19 protein-coding genes and 1 pseudogene are annotated in these 17,511 nt (G+C 37.6%); 13 read left to right on the top strand and 7 right to left on the bottom strand.

Annotated elements, in window-relative coordinates; all coding sequences use genetic code 11:
• The 3 genes and pseudogenes from FTT76_RS16235 to FTT76_RS16225 all read left to right on the top strand — a co-directional run.
• Nucleotides 1-116 (top strand): annotated as a pseudogene (locus FTT76_RS16235) (IS5/IS1182 family transposase); the annotation flags it as partial.
• Nucleotides 117-549: 433 nt separating this feature from the next.
• Nucleotides 550-2,520 (top strand): choline BCCT transporter BetT, encoded by a 1,971-nt coding sequence (locus tag FTT76_RS16230; protein WP_180008104.1) that lies wholly within the window; start codon nucleotides 550-552, stop codon nucleotides 2,518-2,520.
• Between the two features lie 246 nt (nucleotides 2,521-2,766).
• Nucleotides 2,767-3,927, top strand: a complete 1,161-nt coding sequence (locus FTT76_RS16225; protein WP_180008105.1) for an MFS transporter — start codon at nucleotides 2,767-2,769, stop codon at nucleotides 3,925-3,927.
• Nucleotides 3,928-3,951: 24 nt separating this feature from the next.
• Here the strand turns inward: FTT76_RS16225 and FTT76_RS16220 are convergent, their stop codons facing one another.
• Nucleotides 3,952-5,382, bottom strand: coding sequence for a GGDEF domain-containing protein (locus FTT76_RS16220; protein ID WP_180008106.1), 1,431 nt, complete (start codon nucleotides 5,380-5,382; stop codon nucleotides 3,952-3,954).
• A gap of 251 nt (nucleotides 5,383-5,633) precedes the next feature.
• Between FTT76_RS16220 and FTT76_RS16215 the strand changes: the two genes are divergently transcribed.
• A complete protein-coding gene (locus tag FTT76_RS16215) occupies nucleotides 5,634-6,116 on the top strand; it encodes a hypothetical protein (protein WP_078190792.1) in 483 nt (160 codons plus the stop codon).
• Between the two features lie 71 nt (nucleotides 6,117-6,187).
• Here FTT76_RS16215 and accC read toward each other — a convergent pair whose 3' ends face one another.
• Genes accC through aroQ form a run of 3 tightly spaced genes read right to left on the bottom strand, consistent with a single transcriptional unit; the run spans nucleotide 6,188 to nucleotide 8,454 of the window.
• Nucleotides 6,188-7,549 carry an acetyl-CoA carboxylase biotin carboxylase subunit gene (accC, locus tag FTT76_RS16210; protein WP_078190791.1) on the bottom strand — a complete coding sequence of 454 codons (1,362 nt, stop codon included), beginning with the start codon at nucleotides 7,547-7,549 and terminating at the stop codon, nucleotides 6,188-6,190.
• A 17-nt stretch (nucleotides 7,550-7,566) separates the two neighbouring features.
• Nucleotides 7,567-7,983 carry an acetyl-CoA carboxylase biotin carboxyl carrier protein gene (gene accB / locus FTT76_RS16205; protein WP_078190790.1) on the bottom strand — a complete coding sequence of 139 codons (417 nt, stop codon included), beginning with the start codon at nucleotides 7,981-7,983 and terminating at the stop codon, nucleotides 7,567-7,569.
• A gap of 15 nt (nucleotides 7,984-7,998) precedes the next feature.
• The gene (aroQ, locus tag FTT76_RS16200) at nucleotides 7,999-8,454 is read right to left on the bottom strand and encodes a type II 3-dehydroquinate dehydratase (protein ID WP_078190789.1); all 456 of its coding nucleotides are present in this window, start codon (nucleotides 8,452-8,454) and stop codon (nucleotides 7,999-8,001) included.
• Nucleotides 8,455-9,572: 1,118 nt separating this feature from the next.
• Between aroQ and FTT76_RS16195 the strand changes: the two genes are divergently transcribed.
• From FTT76_RS16195 to FTT76_RS16155, 9 genes are all read left to right on the top strand, one after another.
• Nucleotides 9,573-9,941: a hypothetical protein gene (locus FTT76_RS16195; RefSeq protein WP_180008107.1), complete on the top strand. Its 369-nt coding sequence runs from the start codon at nucleotides 9,573-9,575 to the stop codon at nucleotides 9,939-9,941.
• A 3-nt stretch (nucleotides 9,942-9,944) separates the two neighbouring features.
• Nucleotides 9,945-10,337: a hypothetical protein gene (locus FTT76_RS16190; RefSeq protein WP_180008108.1), complete on the top strand. Its 393-nt coding sequence runs from the start codon at nucleotides 9,945-9,947 to the stop codon at nucleotides 10,335-10,337.
• Between the two features lie 474 nt (nucleotides 10,338-10,811).
• Nucleotides 10,812-11,072 carry a hypothetical protein gene (locus FTT76_RS16185; RefSeq protein WP_078193376.1) on the top strand — a complete coding sequence of 87 codons (261 nt, stop codon included), beginning with the start codon at nucleotides 10,812-10,814 and terminating at the stop codon, nucleotides 11,070-11,072.
• Nucleotides 11,073-11,099: 27 nt separating this feature from the next.
• Entirely contained in the window at nucleotides 11,100-11,831 is a 732-nt protein-coding gene (locus FTT76_RS16180; protein WP_180008164.1) for a zeta toxin family protein, read from the top strand.
• A 40-nt stretch (nucleotides 11,832-11,871) separates the two neighbouring features.
• On the top strand, nucleotides 11,872-12,117 hold the full coding sequence (locus FTT76_RS16175; RefSeq protein ID WP_180008109.1) for a hypothetical protein: 246 nt from the start codon (nucleotides 11,872-11,874) through the stop codon (nucleotides 12,115-12,117).
• Between the two features lie 241 nt (nucleotides 12,118-12,358).
• Nucleotides 12,359-12,772 carry a YeeE/YedE family protein gene (locus tag FTT76_RS16170; protein ID WP_180005525.1) on the top strand — a complete coding sequence of 138 codons (414 nt, stop codon included), beginning with the start codon at nucleotides 12,359-12,361 and terminating at the stop codon, nucleotides 12,770-12,772.
• Nucleotides 12,773-12,774: 2 nt separating this feature from the next.
• Nucleotides 12,775-13,194, top strand: a complete 420-nt coding sequence (locus FTT76_RS16165; protein ID WP_180008166.1) for a DUF6691 family protein — start codon at nucleotides 12,775-12,777, stop codon at nucleotides 13,192-13,194.
• Nucleotides 13,194-14,078: an MBL fold metallo-hydrolase gene (locus tag FTT76_RS16160; protein WP_180190632.1), complete on the top strand. Its 885-nt coding sequence runs from the start codon at nucleotides 13,194-13,196 to the stop codon at nucleotides 14,076-14,078. The genes FTT76_RS16165 and FTT76_RS16160 overlap by 1 nt, the downstream gene beginning before the upstream one ends.
• A 176-nt stretch (nucleotides 14,079-14,254) precedes the next feature.
• Nucleotides 14,255-15,016 (top strand): alpha/beta fold hydrolase, encoded by a 762-nt coding sequence (locus tag FTT76_RS16155; RefSeq protein ID WP_180008111.1) that lies wholly within the window; start codon nucleotides 14,255-14,257, stop codon nucleotides 15,014-15,016.
• A gap of 45 nt (nucleotides 15,017-15,061) precedes the next feature.
• Here FTT76_RS16155 and FTT76_RS16150 read toward each other — a convergent pair whose 3' ends face one another.
• Genes FTT76_RS16150 through icmH form a run of 3 tightly spaced genes read right to left on the bottom strand, consistent with a single transcriptional unit; the run spans nucleotide 15,062 to nucleotide 17,502 of the window.
• Nucleotides 15,062-16,018: a M15 family metallopeptidase gene (locus tag FTT76_RS16150; RefSeq protein ID WP_180008112.1), complete on the bottom strand. Its 957-nt coding sequence runs from the start codon at nucleotides 16,016-16,018 to the stop codon at nucleotides 15,062-15,064.
• Complete coding sequence (locus FTT76_RS16145; protein WP_168379486.1) at nucleotides 16,015-16,686, bottom strand: hypothetical protein; 672 nt, start codon at nucleotides 16,684-16,686, stop codon at nucleotides 16,015-16,017. Before FTT76_RS16145 ends, FTT76_RS16150 begins: the two co-directional genes overlap by 4 nt.
• A 12-nt stretch (nucleotides 16,687-16,698) precedes the next feature.
• Nucleotides 16,699-17,502, bottom strand: a complete 804-nt coding sequence (gene icmH, locus FTT76_RS16140) for a type IVB secretion system protein IcmH/DotU (protein WP_168379485.1) — start codon at nucleotides 17,500-17,502, stop codon at nucleotides 16,699-16,701.
• Nucleotides 17,503-17,511 lie beyond the last annotated feature (9 nt).

Below are 17,511 nucleotides of genomic sequence, written 5' to 3'. Positions count from 1 at the left end.
ATGCATTTTGTAGATTAAAACAATTTAGAGGAATTGCCACAAGATACGATAAGCTAAAACGTAACTATCAAAGCACTGTTGCTTTAGCTTGTATATTTATATGGTTGCCTCTTTAGCTCAATTTATCAGCTGTAAATGTCAACACACCCTATATAAGTGATAAAAAAATATTCAAAAAACCACCAAAAAGTGGTTTTTTGAATTTTGTATTAATTGGAAAATTATAAGAAATTAAGAAAAATGATATTGATAAATATAATGAATTTAGAATGAAGACATTAAATTGATCGTTTTCTTAATTTAATAAATTGCTTAATATTTAATTTAGTATCTAAAAATATGATAACATGTGCACATTCTAAACAGTGGCTTAGATTGAGTCAGCCTTTAATTTTCAATTTATGCACATGAATATTTTTAATATTTATCGTATAGAGCGAAATTACAATCGCCAGCACTCATCTTTACAAGCCTGTTTCTTCCGCAGTTAGCGGATATCTCTTTGATCAATTTTGATCTGTCTTACAAATAAAACGGAATAGGGAAGGTATGTCTTCATTGAAACCGTCATGGTATTCCAATGTGAATCCAAATGTGTTTATTAGCACAGTTGTTATTATCGGCATTTTCATTGCCATTGTATTTTTAGCTCCCAATGCTTTTGATCTAATTACTAAACAACTAAATCAATGGGTTACAAACTCATTCAGTTGGTTCTATGTGTTATCTGTAGCCATTTTTCTAATAGTGCTTATTTATATTGCCTGTTCAAATATGGGTAAAATTAAATTAGGTTTAGACCATAGCCAACCAAAATATAGTAATAGCTCCTGGTTTGCTATGTTATTTACTGCTGGTATGGGTATTGGCTTAATGTTTTTCGGTGTCGCGGAGCCAGTGATGCACTATGTATCACCTCCAACTGGTGATCCTGAAACGATCCAATCAGCGCAGCAAGCCATGCGCGTAACCTTCTTCCACTGGGGACTTCATGCATGGGCAATCTACACCATCGTTGGCTTAGCGTTAGCTTACTTTGCTTATAGACACAATCTACCTCTAAAAATTCGCTCTGCGTTATATCCTCTCATAGGAAAAAAAATCTATGGTCCAATCGGTGATGGTGTAGATACCTTTGCGACGATCGGTACTGTATTTGGTGTCGCAACGACATTAGGTTTTGGTGTAACCCAAATTAACTCCGGCCTGAATTATCTATTCAGGATTGAATATTCAACGACGACGCAACTAATTCTAATTGTCATTGTTACGGCTATGGCCTCTTTGTCCGTATTTATGGGCTTAGACAAGGGTATTAAACGATTATCAGAGATCAATTTAGGCTTAGCATTAACCCTCTTATTATTTGTATTTTTTGCTAGTTCAACAATATTTATATTGCAAGCGACTATACAAAATGCTGGTCAGTATTTTTCAAACTTATTTAACATGACCTTTAATTTATATGCCTATCAATCTGATGGTTGGATTGGTGGTTGGACAATTATGTACTGGGCATGGTGGATTTCATGGTCGCCATTTGTAGGTATGTTTATTGCGCGTGTGTCTGAAGGACGTACTATTCGTGAGTTTATTGTAGGTGTTTTACTTATACCAACAGGCTTCACGCTGATCTGGATGGGAGTGATGGGCAACGCTGCACTCTATAGCATCTTAAACGAAGCGAATACCTCACTGATTTCTGCAGTACAACGAGACTCATCCGTTGCGCTATTTGAGTATTTAGGAACTTTGCCATTCTCAGGCATTATGAGTTTTGTTGCGACCATATTGGTTATGCTATTTTTTGTGACTTCAGCGGACTCTGGTGCACTTGTTACAGATTATTTAACAGCTAAATCTGAGAACTCCCCAACATGGCAACGATTGTTTTGGACAACGTTAATGGCTGTTCTTGCGATTGTTTTGTTGTTTGCAGGAGGTTTAGGTGCTTTGCAATCTGCAACAATGTTGAGTGCATTACCATTCACTTTTGTAATGCTTTTAATTTGCTGGGGCTTAGTCAAGGCTCTACATTTAGATGCAACCAAGATGCAAGCATTACAGGATGCGCGTATTACACCTAGAGCAATTCATAATCCAAGAAGTTGGCAGCAACGTTTAGGATTGATTATGCATTATCCGCATACACGTGAAGAAGTTGAACAATATATTGATACAACGGTAAGCCAGGCATTTTCAAATCTACAGAAAGAGTTTAAGCGTCGTCATTTAGATGTGACGGTAAACACGATAGATGATGGCTTGCAGCTTCGTGTAAACCATCAAGATGAGATTAACTTTATCTACCAAGTAGTTGTCCAAGAAAAAAATACACCAAGCTTTATGATTGATTCAGGAGAAATTACGCAAGATTATCAAGCTGAAGTATTTTTGAGGGAAGGTGGTCAAAATTATGACATCATCGAATGGACGCAAGAAGATATCTTGCAAGATGTCATTGATCAATATGAGCGTCATCTGCATTTTTTAAATTTAGTTCGAACTAAGAGCCAATAGATAAAAAACCGCCCAAATGGGCGGTTTTTATTAACATATGAGAGTTTTATAAGTAAAAATAACATATTGTTTAATAAATAGAATAATGAGGAAATTTGATATTTTGATAAAATTGTACAAATTTTGAAATAATTTAATTAAAATAAATTTGTATACTCGTCATATCCTAACCAAGCCTTTTAGATGCAAAAGCATACAACTCTGAAAAGTTTATAACTTACTGTAAATACTAAGGAATACAGTTTGATGCTTAACATTCCAATCCAAACAAAACTAGGTGGATTCTACTTTTTCTATTATTCAATAGTGGGTACATTCATGCCGTATTGGAGTTTGTATCTAGAGGATCAAGGGTTTAATTATCAAGAAATAGGTATTTTATCTTCGATTGCAATTGTCACACGTTTTTTTGCACCGTTTATTTGGGGTTGGATTGCAGATAAATCCGGCAAGCGCATGCTTTTAGTTCGAATCGCAACATGGATGGAAGCCTGTATTTGGTTTCTGATTTTTATAATTCCCAACAGTTTTCAATCTGTTGCATTACTCATGCTGGTTTTTAGTTTCTTTCAAAATGCTATATTGGCTCAGTTTGAAGGAGTAACTTTATTTTGGTTAGCTGAGCGGCGTGCAGAACTTTATGGAAAAGTCAGAAAATGGGGATCAGTTGGCTTCATTGTTGGGGTATTTGGAATTGGGGCTTTGCTAGAAATAATACCTGTTTCAATGCTGCCTATCATGTTGTTATGCATTGCATTTCTCGCATTTATTTGGTCATTTACGATTAAAGAGCCCGCTACTGCACCATCTTCACAGAAAAAACTTGAACCACTTTGGCCTATCTTAAAACGACCAGTTGTAGCGAGTTTTTTTATCATTGAATTTTTTCTGCTCTTTTCGCATGCACCGTTTTATAGTTTTTATAGCAATTACCTTATGCAGGCTGATTTTTCGACGAGCCAAATCGGTTTTTTATGGTCTGTCGGAGTCATTGCGGAAATCATTATGTTTGCCTATGCCAATGTCTTTTTTAATCGATATTCTTGGCGTAACTTAGCGCTCATTTGTTTGGGGCTAACAGGGATGCGATGGTTGATTGTAGGCTTATATCCGACGGTGTTTATCACTCAATTTGCTGCGCAAACGATTCATGCCTTTAGTTTTGGATTATTCCACTTAATCGCTATGCGAATCATTTTTCAAAATTTTACCGCAAGTCAACAAGGGCGTGGTCAAGCGCTATACAGTACCATGTGGGGCTTAGGTGTTGCGAGTGGCAGTATTTTAGCAGGTCGATATTGGGACATGCTTTCGGGACCCGTTATTTTTATGATTGCAGGACTGGCGGTTATACCTGCCATGTTTTTGGTCGTGGGCTTGCCTAAAACGATCCAAAAGCCAACTTAAAACAATTCAGTATTTTGATAAATCTCAATGAACTAAAATCACCTGATTACGGCCGAGCTCTTTGGCTTGATATAAGGCCTGATCGGCTTGATTTATCATACTTTGCAAACTTGGAGCATTGGGCAAAGACTGATGAATCAGACCCATACTCACCGTAATATAAATCGTATTTTGTTCATCAATGATGATAGGCGTAGTTTCAACGACTTTTCGGATACGCTCAGCAATACCTTGAGCTTCAGGTGCTGCAATGTTCGTGAGTAATATACTAAACTCTTCTCCCCCAATTCGTGCAAATAAATCAGTTTCACGTAAATTCTTACGCACAATACTCGAAAATTCTTGTAAAACTTGGTCACCGACATAATGCCCATATTGATCATTTAATTTTTTAAAATGATCAATATCCATCATGATAATGGAAAAGTTAAGCTGAATTTGGTTTTGTAGGTAAAGTTCACCTTGCTCGAAAAAATATCGACGATTCATCGCATGAGTCAAACTATCATGATTTGCAAGGTATAAAACCTCTTTATAAAGTTCGTGCCGATTTCGGCTAATAATACAAAGAATCAACGGCGAGAGAATCAGCATGGCTAGGCCGATACGGACTGAAATTGCTGTCGATAAATAGGCTAATGAAGAATCGTGTAAGTAGAACGCATTTAAATTGTAATAGGTCGCTAAAATTACCACGGCATTAATTAGGGATAAGGTAAATAATCGATAGGTTAATGCTGCCCAAATTAGAGCCGCTAAAGGGTAGAGAATTGCCCCTGGGCCTGTAGAAACGGCTGTTAAAAATACACAGAAGACAACTGCAATTGCCGGAAATATTTTATTGATCTGAAAGCTTTGATGACGTCGATCTTTGAAATAAAGTTTAAGATCGGCCAGTTTAGGAAAAGACAGAATAAGCGGTAATATAATCAGCGCATTCAATATTTCGGTAATCCACCACATACCAAAATCAATCGACAATCGATCGGTCGACATAAACGTATTGGGAATATAAGGCACGGTGAAAATAGCAAAAAGTGCACCCGCAAGGCATCCACCACAGGCGATGATGACAATCATGGTCAGAAAGGTGAAACCTTTATTATAGTTTTGATAGTTCACCTGAAAATATCGCATAAAAAATAGCGATACCATGCTGTTGGTTAAATTTGAAAAAGTAAGAAATAGGGTGAGTTGGAAATAATTGCCTGTCACTAAATCTGGGAGCATATAGCCGGTAAATGCACCTAACCATCCTCCCAGATTACTGAGTTTGGGAAACCTTAAGAATAATGCTAACAATAATGCATTCGCAGGCCAAAAAATCGCTAAATAGCTTAATGGGCGGCTGAAAATACCGACTAAGCAGCAGCAAAAAATAACTGCAGCGACTATGACAAAAGCCATGCTGTGGCGTGTATTAAGCGGAGCAAGACTATTCGAATGCAGTTTCATTAGCTTATGTAAGCCTAGGTTAAATATGGGAGAATTCGTTTTTTTCGTATATTAAACGATAAAAAAGATTTTATATTATTTTATTGTAAATAGTGTGATTTGTTTGGCATTTAGCTGATTTGTAGTTTCGTTAACGAAGATTGATTTTCTGGATAAAGATGAAAAATGATTGTTATGAAAATGTGATAAACCGCGGATTTGTAAAAAAATGTGTTACTTTAAGAGCATGATTTATATGACTGATTAAATGTATGAAAATAGCATATCTTACAGTTTTACTCATGTTGAGTTCATCGTTGGTGATGGCGGCAGATAATAAGAATACAACTCAAAATTCAGAGGCTAAAAATCAAGTTGAAGCGGTGAATAGCTTTAGGGTGACAACACGTTCTGAATTGGTTGGCTTATGGGGCATGGAAATTCCGACCAATAAAAAGTGCGTCGAATATTATAATTTTAAGAGTAATAATGATGTTGTGATCAAAAGCGGTGAAGAGTGGTCATCAGGGGTGTATGACTATCAACCTGCACAAGATCCGAATGTGCAAATTCCAGCACTGATTTTGCAAGTGAAATATGACAATAATCAGATGGATTGTTCGGGCAATATTCAAGATCAAACCGGCGAAATTTCACAGTACTTTGTAAAGTGGAAAAGTCCATCGGTTATTAATTTCTGTGCCAACGATCAGGCTCAGCAGTGTTTTGCGACATTGCGTCGAGTTTTGCCTTAAGCATGATTATAGACCTTTTATTATGAAAATAAAAAACCACTCATTTGAGTGGTTTTTTTGACGCTGAAGATTTATTTATCTTCATGTCCTTCGACTTTCTTTAATAGATGCTTTTCAAGATAGTGAATATCCATTGCTTGTTCGCAGAAATTTTTATCTTGAAGAATCAAATCTTTATGTAGCGGAATATTGGTTTTCACGCCAGTTAAGATAATCTCTTCGAGAGCTTGTTTCATACGCGCAATAGAGGTGTCACGATCTTTACCATGCGCAATGAGTTTTGCAATCATTGAATCATAGTATGGTGGGATGCTATATCCTTGATAGATATGAGAATCTAGTCGGATACCTGCGCCACCCGGTGCATAGAAATGATCGATTTTGCCCGGTGAAGGCATAAATGTAGATGGATCTTCTGCATTAATACGACATTCAATCGCATGACCTTTAAGTTGAATATCTTCTTGTTGAAGATCCAAACCTAAGCCAGCAGCAATGCGTAATTGTTGCTCGATAATATCTACACCAGTTACTTGCTCAGTAACAGGATGTTCTACTTGCACACGAGTATTCATTTCAATAAAGAAGAATTCACCTTCTTCAAATAAGAACTCAAATGTACCCGCACCACGGTATTGCATTAATTTACAAGCATTTACACATGCTTCAAGAATATGCGCACGTGCTTCTTCAGGTAAACCCGGTGCAGGCGCTTCTTCAAGCACTTTTTGATGGCGACGTTGCAATGAACAGTCACGATCATAAAGGTGAATTGCATGGCCATTACCATCTGCAAGAACTTGCACTTCGACATGGCGTGGTTTTTGAAGGAAACGTTCCATATAAACGGTGTCGTCACCAAACCACATTTCCGCATCACGTTGAGCAGCTTGTACAGATTCGAGAAGCGTGTCGACACGTTCAACGATACGCATACCACGACCACCACCACCAGAAGCAGCTTTTACGATCAATGGGAAGCCAATTTCTTTGGCTTCTGCCAATGCATTGTGAATCGTTACAGCATGGTCACAACCCGGAACAGTTGGTACACCAGCTTTTTTCATCGCAATAATGGCAGAAACTTTGTTCCCCATTAAGCGAATGTGTTCAGGACGCGGACCGATAAAGATAAAACCTGAGTTTTCTACAATTTCAGCAAACTCAGCGTTTTCAGATAAGAAACCATAACCTGGATGGATGGCATCTGCACCGGTGATTTCAGCCGCTGTAATAATGGCAGGGATATTGAGATAACTTTCGCTGCTGGCACCTGGTCCAATGCACACTGCTTCGTCACAGAAGCGTAAGTGCATTAGGTCTTTGTCGGCATCGGAATAAATCCCTACGGTTTTAATTCCTAAAGTTTTGCAAGCGCGGGTGATGCGGAGCGCAATCTCACCACGGTTTGCAATTAAAACTTTTTGCAACATTGTGATTCCCCGTGGTCTTAAGCGCGATAGCGGAATAATGGTTGACCGAATTGGATCACTTCGCCATTTTTAACCAAAATTTCTTCAATCACACCGCTTTGAGTTGCTTCAATTGGGTTCATGATTTTCATTGCTTCGATGATACCGAGTGTTTCACCAGCAGATACAGTTTGACCAACTTTCACAAATGGTGCTTCACCTGGGTTTGGCGCAGCATAGAACACACCAACCATAGGAGACGGCTCAACAGCACCACGTGGTGAACGAGGTGCAGCAGGTGCAGCGGCAGGCGCAGCCATTGCAGGCGCAGCGGCAGCAACTACTGGATTGCGACGAGTTAGAGCAATCGATTGATCGCCTTCTTTAACTTCAATCGCCTGTAAGTCAGATTCAATCATCAAATCGATGAGTTTCTTGATTTTACGGATATCCATGAACAGTATTCCTAATTAAGATTGAGAAGTTGGTTGAATTTTTTCGATGGCGAAGTCTAGTGCAGCGGCATAACCTTTTGCACCTAAACCACAAATAACGCCAACGGCTTTATCAGATAGATAGGAGTGATGTCTAAATGCTTCGCGAGCGTGGACATTTGATAGATGTACTTCGATAAACGGAATGGCTACACCAAGAAGGGCATCACGCACAGCAACCGAAGTATGTGTTAGGGCTGCTGGGTTAATAATGATGAATTGAACGCCTTCTTGTTGTGCTTGATGAATTCGGTCGACGACAGCGCCTTCCCAATTACTTTGGAAAGTGTCGAGAGAAATGGAAGCGTTTTGAGCCTGTGAAATCAGTTTTTGGTTGATATCTTCGAGTGTTAGATAGCCATAAACTTCGGGTTCACGTTTTCCCAGTAAGTTGAGATTCGGTCCATGAATGACCAAAATGGTCGAGCTCATTCAGCCTGCTCCAATAAAAAGTTGCAAATTTACTTTGCAAGATACCTGCAAAGTTTGCTCATTATGGCATAAAATTCCACATTTTTTTTATAATTTCTTTGAAATGACGTGAAAAGCATGTGCCGAGAATGGGTTATATAATGCGAACTTTGCAAAGAATTGGCAATGTTAAAAGATTACATTTTTATCGTTATATTGTACGACATCATTTTAAACCCAATTGGCTAAAACTGTTGATATCTTTTGTGTAAACTTGCTTTATCGTGGTGCATGCGTTTAGCAATAACCAGCACAAATGATCTGAAAGGTGAGATGATTTGTGTATCCACCTTATAGATCGTCAGTTGAACAGCCTAAGCATGCATAGCCGTAAAGATGGTATTTATACAGCGATTTAAAAAATTCTAAGGTTTAACTTATTTCGAGTGTAAAGGAATCTAAATTGCTCGCGGTTTTCAATCGAGTTATTTAAAAGAATAAAGCAAGTTTTTGTGTTAAGTATATAAAAATTAAAAGATAGTTAATTTTTTATGGTTTATAAAGCATATTTCTAAATCAATAAAATGTTTTCATAAATGAGAGGGCTCAAGCTAGATATTTTGTTTGCCTCAGTGAATTGAATATTCTGTGGGAGCATTTCCTTATAAGTAGGCAGCTTTAGATATGATGAACATTTATTGCGTGGCTACGTCATACTTTATAGACCTATATATAAGCGTATTAACCATCCTGTGTATTTTCTAGTCAGTGTTTTAAATGTATGAAGCGTGCAAGGCATTGACGATTTCTTTCATAAATCATGTAAGTTTGGAAAATCGGGTATTTGTCCAAATTTGTACAGGTATTGGCAAAAGTTAAATCTGTGGTTGTAAAGAAGCTTGTTCTTTGCATGCTGATTCTATTTTTTATTCGTCTATTTCTGTGTTTGAACGGTATATGTCTTGAATAAGTTTCCTTTCTTCTTGTTTATACTTTTACGTGGAATCTACCGCATTGAGTCTTTTGCTATAAATGAATTAATAAAACAAGGCACGAATGCTTTCGCTCGGAAAAAATTTATCTATATAAGTGTAATTCACGGTAGAATGCCCGAAAACCTATATGGCCTGAGAACAGACATGGCAAAACATACGCAAAATTCATCACCTTTGGCAGAACTGATTGCAGAACAGAAACTTTTATGTGAAGAAGTGGGTTCTACATATGTAGAAGTGCAGGGCGATGATGTAATTGCTGTGGCTGTTCATACCTTAAATAAAGATCCAATTGTTGGTATTCGTAAGCCTGCAGAAGGTGATGAAAATGTCAGTTGGTATATTTATGGTGGTGAGCTTGAAGGCGCAGATAACTTTGAAACAATGACTGTGCGTAAACTGCAAGATGTCGTGCCTGAAGTGCTACCGTATTTAGCTTTGGATATAGGCTATCGTTTTATGATCGATGCTGATGATTATGAAGATGTCTGGAAAGAAGGTGATGAGGCTTAGTTTATGCATTCTCCATTGATGTATAAACTTTATGTCTTTATTTTCTCTGTGTTTACTGCTTCTGTAATACATGCAAATGTGAAAGAAGCGGTTACTCCACAACTGACTCAAGCTGAATATAATGCTCAGATAAAAGCATATACTGAGCAAATTAATTCAACCAAAGCCATTTTAGATGACCCTGCATCTACTGCAACGGGTCAGCAGCAAACTCAAGCATTTTGTTTAAGATTGAATGCATATCGACAGATTTTAGAAATTTCTCAGCAAAACTCAGCTCTTGAAATGGCCAATCTAATGCGAGTGGCTTCACAGCACTACTTACAACAACAGCAACAGAGTATGCAGTCATCTGGCTTAAACGAAAGTGCATTTTGTTCGAGTCCTACAAAATAATTTAGGTTTAAATTTCTCTTCTAAAACTTTTGGGCTCTAGTCTAACTTTCTTTCATTTTGTTCTATTTTTCATAATTCGAAATGGTCTAATATTTCAAAATTATTACAGCATTATTCACTATAGGTGCAGTTTCTAATAATCTTAGAAGTTGAAAATGTAGATTGTCAGAAAATGATATAAAATATGCTTAAAATGATAAGTCCATCACATTATTATGATTAGGTTAGAACGATTTATATGCAACAAACATCCCTGGTCCTGTTGCATAGGTCAGTACTAATACATCAACTTGTTGATGTCGTTCTCTTTTGGCCACTGAATAAGTGGCTATTTTTTTGTGAAAAATTAAATGATTTAAGCATTTTGAATTTTTATCAATTTCTTCTCAGGATGACTGATGGATAAATAGACAAATATTGCGAGTATGATAAGATGATTGAACACATTATTTTTGATGTTTGAGGAGTTGTTACATGACAGCTTATACTTCAGTAATGAAAGCAAGCCAATATGAGGACGATATGATCCCGAGCCTTGCTATCCATGCATTTCGCCATGCTTTTGAACAAGCAAGTGCGTCATCCACTGTGGTTTATGTAAAAGGTCTACAACTGGTTCAACGTCTGCAAAATGGTCAAGAAGTACAAATAAAAGATGTATCAGCCGACTTCGTACAAGTGGATGATCTACCAAAAATTTTAAAACGTAAAAAGAAAACAGAGGAAATTGTTTAATACATGCCTCCACTACCTCGCATTAGAATGTTCGCGGGTCCAAATGGTTCAGGTAAAAGCACAGTTAAAGAATATTTATTGCCCCATCATATTGGGGCATATTTAAACGCGGATGAACTTGAAGCTCAACTGAAACATTCACACCGGCTCAATTTGTTGGATTATCATCCCGCTTTAAAATCAGAAGCATTAATTAACTTTCTCGATACGAAAAAACGTCCCGCTGATGGAGACTTTATTCCGCTATTAGCACGTAAACCTCAGATATTAGATCCCTGGAAAATTGAATTTTATCCAGATCAGATTGATTCATATCTTTGTGCAAGAATTATTGATTACATCCGTTTGCAGTTTTTAGAGTTAAAAATTAGTTTTACGTTTGAAACGGTGATGTCCCATATTTCAAAGGTGGAATTTCTACGCGAAGCAAAAAGAAAAGGCTTTCGAACCTATCTATATTATGTTTCCACTATTGATCCTGTTATCAATATTTCACGTGTTCAGTACCGAGTGAAAACGGGTGGACATGGCGTGCCAGAACAAAAAATTCGTGAACGTTATTATCGAAGTATGGATTTGTTAATGCAGGCGGTAGAAGCAACGGATCGAAGTTATTTATTTGATAACTCTGCCGATGGACAGCATGCGTCTTTCATTGCGGAAATTGAACAAGCTGAAATTTTAAAGATGAATTCGGGTATTCAGCGTTTACCGTGGTGGTTTGTAGATAAGGTGCTCAAAGAGTTTGAACCGAAGTAATATCAATCGTAAGTGATATAAAAAACAACAGGATAACTCTATGCAAAATATAGACAATGAATTACAACAACATTCAAACTCATCTCCATTAGATCAAACGGATCTAGATCAAGTCATTGAGCAGCAAGCTGAACAAGAACAGCAAAAAAACAATTCATCATTTGATCCTTTATCTTCTCTAGATTTGACCGACTTAGCTGAAATTGGTTCGAATATTATAGAATTGGGTTCAGATGCTTTAACGTGGGTGAGCGATGCACTCAGCGATATCAGTATTGATCTATAAACTATCTATTATTTCAATTAACTTCATAATAAACAGCCTTTATTGAAAAATCTCCGAGGATATATTTCGTGATTTTTCAAGTTTATAAATTATTTCTAAATAAATTAATCAAACACTCTTGAAACGTTGAATTTTTCAATCAGGAAAAGGCAAGTCAGAACGAATATTTCGGTTGGAGAGCTTGCATCTTTTTTTAAATAACATATTATAAAAACATATATTGTTTTTGTGGCTGATGAATATGCATCCATTTCTAACCGCTTTTCTCGGCGGGACCTTATTGGGCCTAGCCGCAGTTGGCTACCTATACGTACATGGTCGAATCGCCGGTATCAGTGGTTTAATTGCGCAAATGTTGAATCCTCAAACGATTTTAAAAACACCTGCGATATGGTTTTTAGCGGGACTTTTTATTGTGCCTTTTATCTACGGGAAAATGACCTCTGTGACAATTGAACTGGATGCAAGCCCATGGATGATGATCATTGCCGGGGTATTGGTTGGATTCGGAACGCGATTAGGTTCCGGTTGTACAAGCGGACATGGCATTTGCGGTATTAGTCGTCTTTCTAAGCGTTCATTCGTTGCAACTGCTAGTTTTATGTTGGCAGGGATTATCACAGTTTATGTAATGAGACATGTAATCGGAGCTTAATGATGAAAAATATATTGGCTTTTATTTTTGGTGGAATTTTCTCATTAGGTTTAATGATTTCTGGCATGTCTAATCCAGAAAAGGTCTTAAGTTTCCTTGATATAACAGGGCAGTGGGATGCGAGTTTAGCTTTTGTGATGATGGGAGCCATTGCAGTTGCATTTATTCCATTTCAAATGGCCGTTCGTCAATCAAAACCGACAACCTTTGATGGGACGGCGATTGAATTACCGAGTAATAATCAAATTGATGCAAAACTCATCATGGGGAGTGTTATCTTTGGAATAGGTTGGGGAATTGCAGGAATCTGTCCAGCGCCAGCCTTTACTTTGATTGGACTTGGCTACTATCAAGCAATTTATTTTGTTGTGGCGATGTTTGCAGGCGTCTATCTACATCGAAAATTTGCGGGAGCAAATTAATGTCAAAGCGTGCACAGGTACAACCTTTTTTTGATGAAAATACCAATACATTCAGTTATGTGGTATCTGATCTACAAACAAAACGATGTGCGATTATAGACAGTGTATTGGATTATGATGCTGCTTCTACAACTACTCAAACGAAGCATGCAGATTTGATTGTTCGCTATATTCAAGAAAATAGCCTAAGCGTAGAATGGATTTTAGAAACGCATGTGCACGCAGATCACTTAACGGCATCACAATATTTAAAACAGGTTCTTGGTGGCAAAATTGCGATGAGCCATAACATCAAGATTGTGCAGGAAACATTCAGTGCCATTTATAATTTTGATGTGAAATATTTTAATTCACATCAGTCTTTTGATTATTTATTTGCAGATCATGAAGCATTTAAAATCGGCGAGTTAAATGCGTATAACATTCCAACGCCTGGACACACACCTGCTTGTCTGAGCTATGTGGTTGGTGATGATGCTGTGTTTGTCGGTGATACCTTATTTATGCCTGATTATGGCACAGCACGCTGTGATTTTCCCAAGGGCAGTGCAGCAGTATTATTCGATTCAGTACAAAAGATTTATCAGTTAGCACCTGAAATGCGCTTGTTTTTATGTCATGACTATTTACCAGAAAATCGGTCAGAATACTGCTGTGAAAGCAGTGTACATGCACAAAAGGAGCAGAATATTCATATTCACGTTGGTACGAAAAAAGAAGATTTTGTCACAATGCGAACTCAGCGTGATGCAAATTTGGCTATGCCAAAACTGATTTTACCTGCAATACAAATCAATATGGATGCAGGTAAATTTCCAAAACCAGAAGGGAATGGTATTCGCTATTTAAAAATTCCTTTTAATCACTTTAAATCTGCAAATTAAAGACAAAGATCTTTTAGGTTGATTGCGGTTGGCTATTTCATTTGTAAAATAGCCTAAGCAAATTAAGTATTTGCCACATACAAATAGCCTAAGTAAGACTAATAATTTTTTAACTGTCATTTGATTTCATTCCATCAACTAGGCATCATAATGCCAATTTAACATAGTATTCAGAAATGATCCTAAATTACGAATATCATCAAAAATTAGAAGGCGAAACGCATCCACTAGTCTTTATTCACGGTTTATTTGGCAGCCTGAGCAACTTAGGGATGCTTGCCAGAGCTTTTCAAAATTCACATTCAGTGATTCAGCTCGATTTACGAAATCATGGTAAATCACCTCAAAGTACAGAAATGAATTATCGTGAAATGGCAAACGATGTACTTGAGACATTAGATGTAATTGGCATCGATAAGTTTTCAGTGATTGGCCATTCCATGGGAGGAAAGGTCGCAATGCAATTGGCTTTAATCTCAGAGCGGGTAGTGCAACTTGTTGTACTGGATATCGCGCCCTTTGCATATCAAGAACGTCATCATGATGAAATATTTAAAGCTTTGATCGCTGTACAAAATGCACAAATTCAATCTAGACAACAAGCGGTTGAAATTATGCGTGAGTATATTCATTTCGATATGGTGATACAGTTTCTGCTCAAGTCTTTTAGCAAAGGACAATGGTTGTTTAATGTAGATGCGTTGTATAAACAATATGACCAGATTATTGGTTGGGAAAATATTGAAAATACTTGGCAACAGCCTGTATTGTTCATCAAAGGTGGAGAGTCACCTTATATTTCAAAAGTGGAACATACCAATACGATAGAACAACAATTTCCACATGCGAAAATTGTAGAAATAGAAGGTGCAGGCCATTGGTTACATGCAGAAAAAACAACTGAAGTTATAGAGCAAATACAAAATTATTTAGATTAATACGGTGTGCCTTCAATTATATTTTGCAGGCACAACATCGAAATACTACTCAATCGAAATGTTATTGGCTTGAAGCTGACCTTCAGAGGTGAGTAATGCCGCCATCTCTGCAGTTTTTTTCAGGCCTGGCATACGATATTCTGTATGACCATAATCTTGAATAGATTTCCAGCGTCCACCCCATGTTAAACCGACAGACTCAGCGGCTTGACCATAAAGTTGATAACCACGCATAGCCCAAGGATCTCGCTCAGTAATGACCACTTTGCCATTGCGTTTAAAGGCGACATCGGCTGCTAAACCAAACTGATGATAACTTTGGAAACCACGCGCACGAGTGGTATTTTTATTGGTGGCTAAATTATTTTGACGCTCTGGACTACGATAACCTTCAAGCAAAACCATTTCATAACCATGTTGTTCACGCATGATTTTGAACACCATCAATAAACGCTGCTTATAACGTGGGTTCATTTTATGCCATTTACGATCTGCTGAAGGCACATCTGTAGAGTATGAATGCGTATGGATATCTTGAACTTCTGGGTTAAAGCTTGAAGCCATAACAGATGGCTGCTCAATCATTGCCGCTTCTTCAGCGATTGCTTCTTGAACAAGATATTCTTCGACTTCAGGAGGCGCATCTAAAACCTGTCCATCGAGCATGGCGTAAATTTGTGGATCGACTTTACGTAAATAATCCGCTTCAACTTTGCTTGCAGTAATCGGGCGAGTAAAAGCAAATAATAAAATACTGGCAAACAGTAAGAAGCCTGCAAATAAAATCCACCATTGTTGTAAATGCCAGTGTGATTGAATCTGTTGTGGTGCTGCTGCATAGTTCAGTTCATAAGCAAAATTTTTGGCGTGCTGAATTCTTTTTTTACTTTGTGGAATGATTTGAAAGAAAAAATCCTGAACTTTAATTCTGAGTTCATAAGAAAAACAAAGCACTGTCACCAGTGCTAAGACAAAGAAACAACTAACCAAAAAAATGATCATGGAGAAACTGTAGCGCTCACAGTCGCATTGGCAGTGCTTGTTGCAGCAACCACTTTTGGACGTTTGGTTTCAGAAATTTGCGTTCCGCCCATCGGTTCTTCGAAGTGCTCATCTTCTTTCACTACTTTCGTAGATGGCTCTGTAGGCTTGGTCACCTTGGCCGTTGTTGGCGAAGCTTTTGGTTTCGCTATAGTATTTGGAATATGTGATTTAACGGTTGTTGTAGCAGCTACAACAGGGCGCTGCGGTTGGGTAATTTCAAAAGGTGAACGGTTATTCGCCACAGCTTGAACAGGCTGAGTTGCCTTAGCCGTGTTACCATGATTGAAAGCAGTAGCTAAATCATTCGAATATAAGTCATTATCCGGATCTTTTTCTTCAGTTGCATGAACGGTTTGCTGCGCTTTTTCAGCTGAAGCTTGCTCATTTTCGTTTTGACGAGGTACAGCGGATGCCTCAGTTTCAGCTTTATCTTCAGTTGGGGCAGAAGTAGTCATTTCTGCATTTGTAGGCTGATCGTCAGAATTTAGATAAAAATATCCCAGGCCAACAACAATAATCACCGCTGCACCAACAAGAAAGCCGATAGCAGCATGAGCTAAAGGCGGTAAATTATTTTTTTGAGTCGACTGTAAAATTCTAACGTTATTCGATTTTTCGTTTGCCATGGTGTCTAAGTCTTATGGTAAATGAATGGTGATATAAGCCTGTTCCGATGGGGCAGTTATGACGTTTTGATATTGTGATAACGCCTGATTATTTTGGCTAGATAACATATATCTCAGTCCACCAAATGCTAATACAGCAAACAAAGCCCAAAAGATAATGATCCAAAAAAATGGTAATTCACGGTGAATAATGTTTTTAATTTGATCCGGTAATGCCGCGAAAGGCGAAAACGCCTTTTTACCTTTCATATAATCAATTTCATCGCCGACACGTGCAACGAGTGAATTGAGCATTTCAATCGATTCAAGGCGGTATTTACCATGAAAACCAAGGAGCATGCAGTAATGATAAACTTCAAGTGCAGCTAATCGATCTTTATTTTTAGAACGAATTTGCTCTAAATTTTCAAAAAAACGATAACCTGCTAGCTGTGAACCAAAAAGACTTAATTGCAGTGGATTCATCATCCAATTGTTTTGTAAATCAAAAAAGCGTGCATCTTGTTGGGTGACAATGGTTTCATCTAATAAAGCACAATAGGCATATTTTGCGTCCGTGATATCTTCATTGCTGAATTGAAGCTTACGGGCTTGGCTTTCAAATCGGTTTAATAGATCCATAATTTTTGTCCTGAAACTTTCAGGGCTGGATGGAACATATTGATTTTTGAGTAAGAAAACAATGTAAAACCCATCATGCAGTAGATCAACTAAATTGGTTGAACTGTTGATTGTCGGTTCAGCACTTGGTTTTGAAGAGCCTAATCCTATTTGACCGTCGTCAAAAAGTGAAGGGGCATTATTTGAAATATTCATGATTGCTCC

Origin of the sequence: Acinetobacter sp. YH01009 (assembly GCF_013420765.1) — a bacterium.
GTDB lineage: Bacteria > Pseudomonadota > Gammaproteobacteria > Pseudomonadales > Moraxellaceae > Acinetobacter > Acinetobacter amyesii.
Note: the sequence above shows the minus strand (reverse complement) of the source record. Positions and strands in the feature narration are given on the sequence as shown.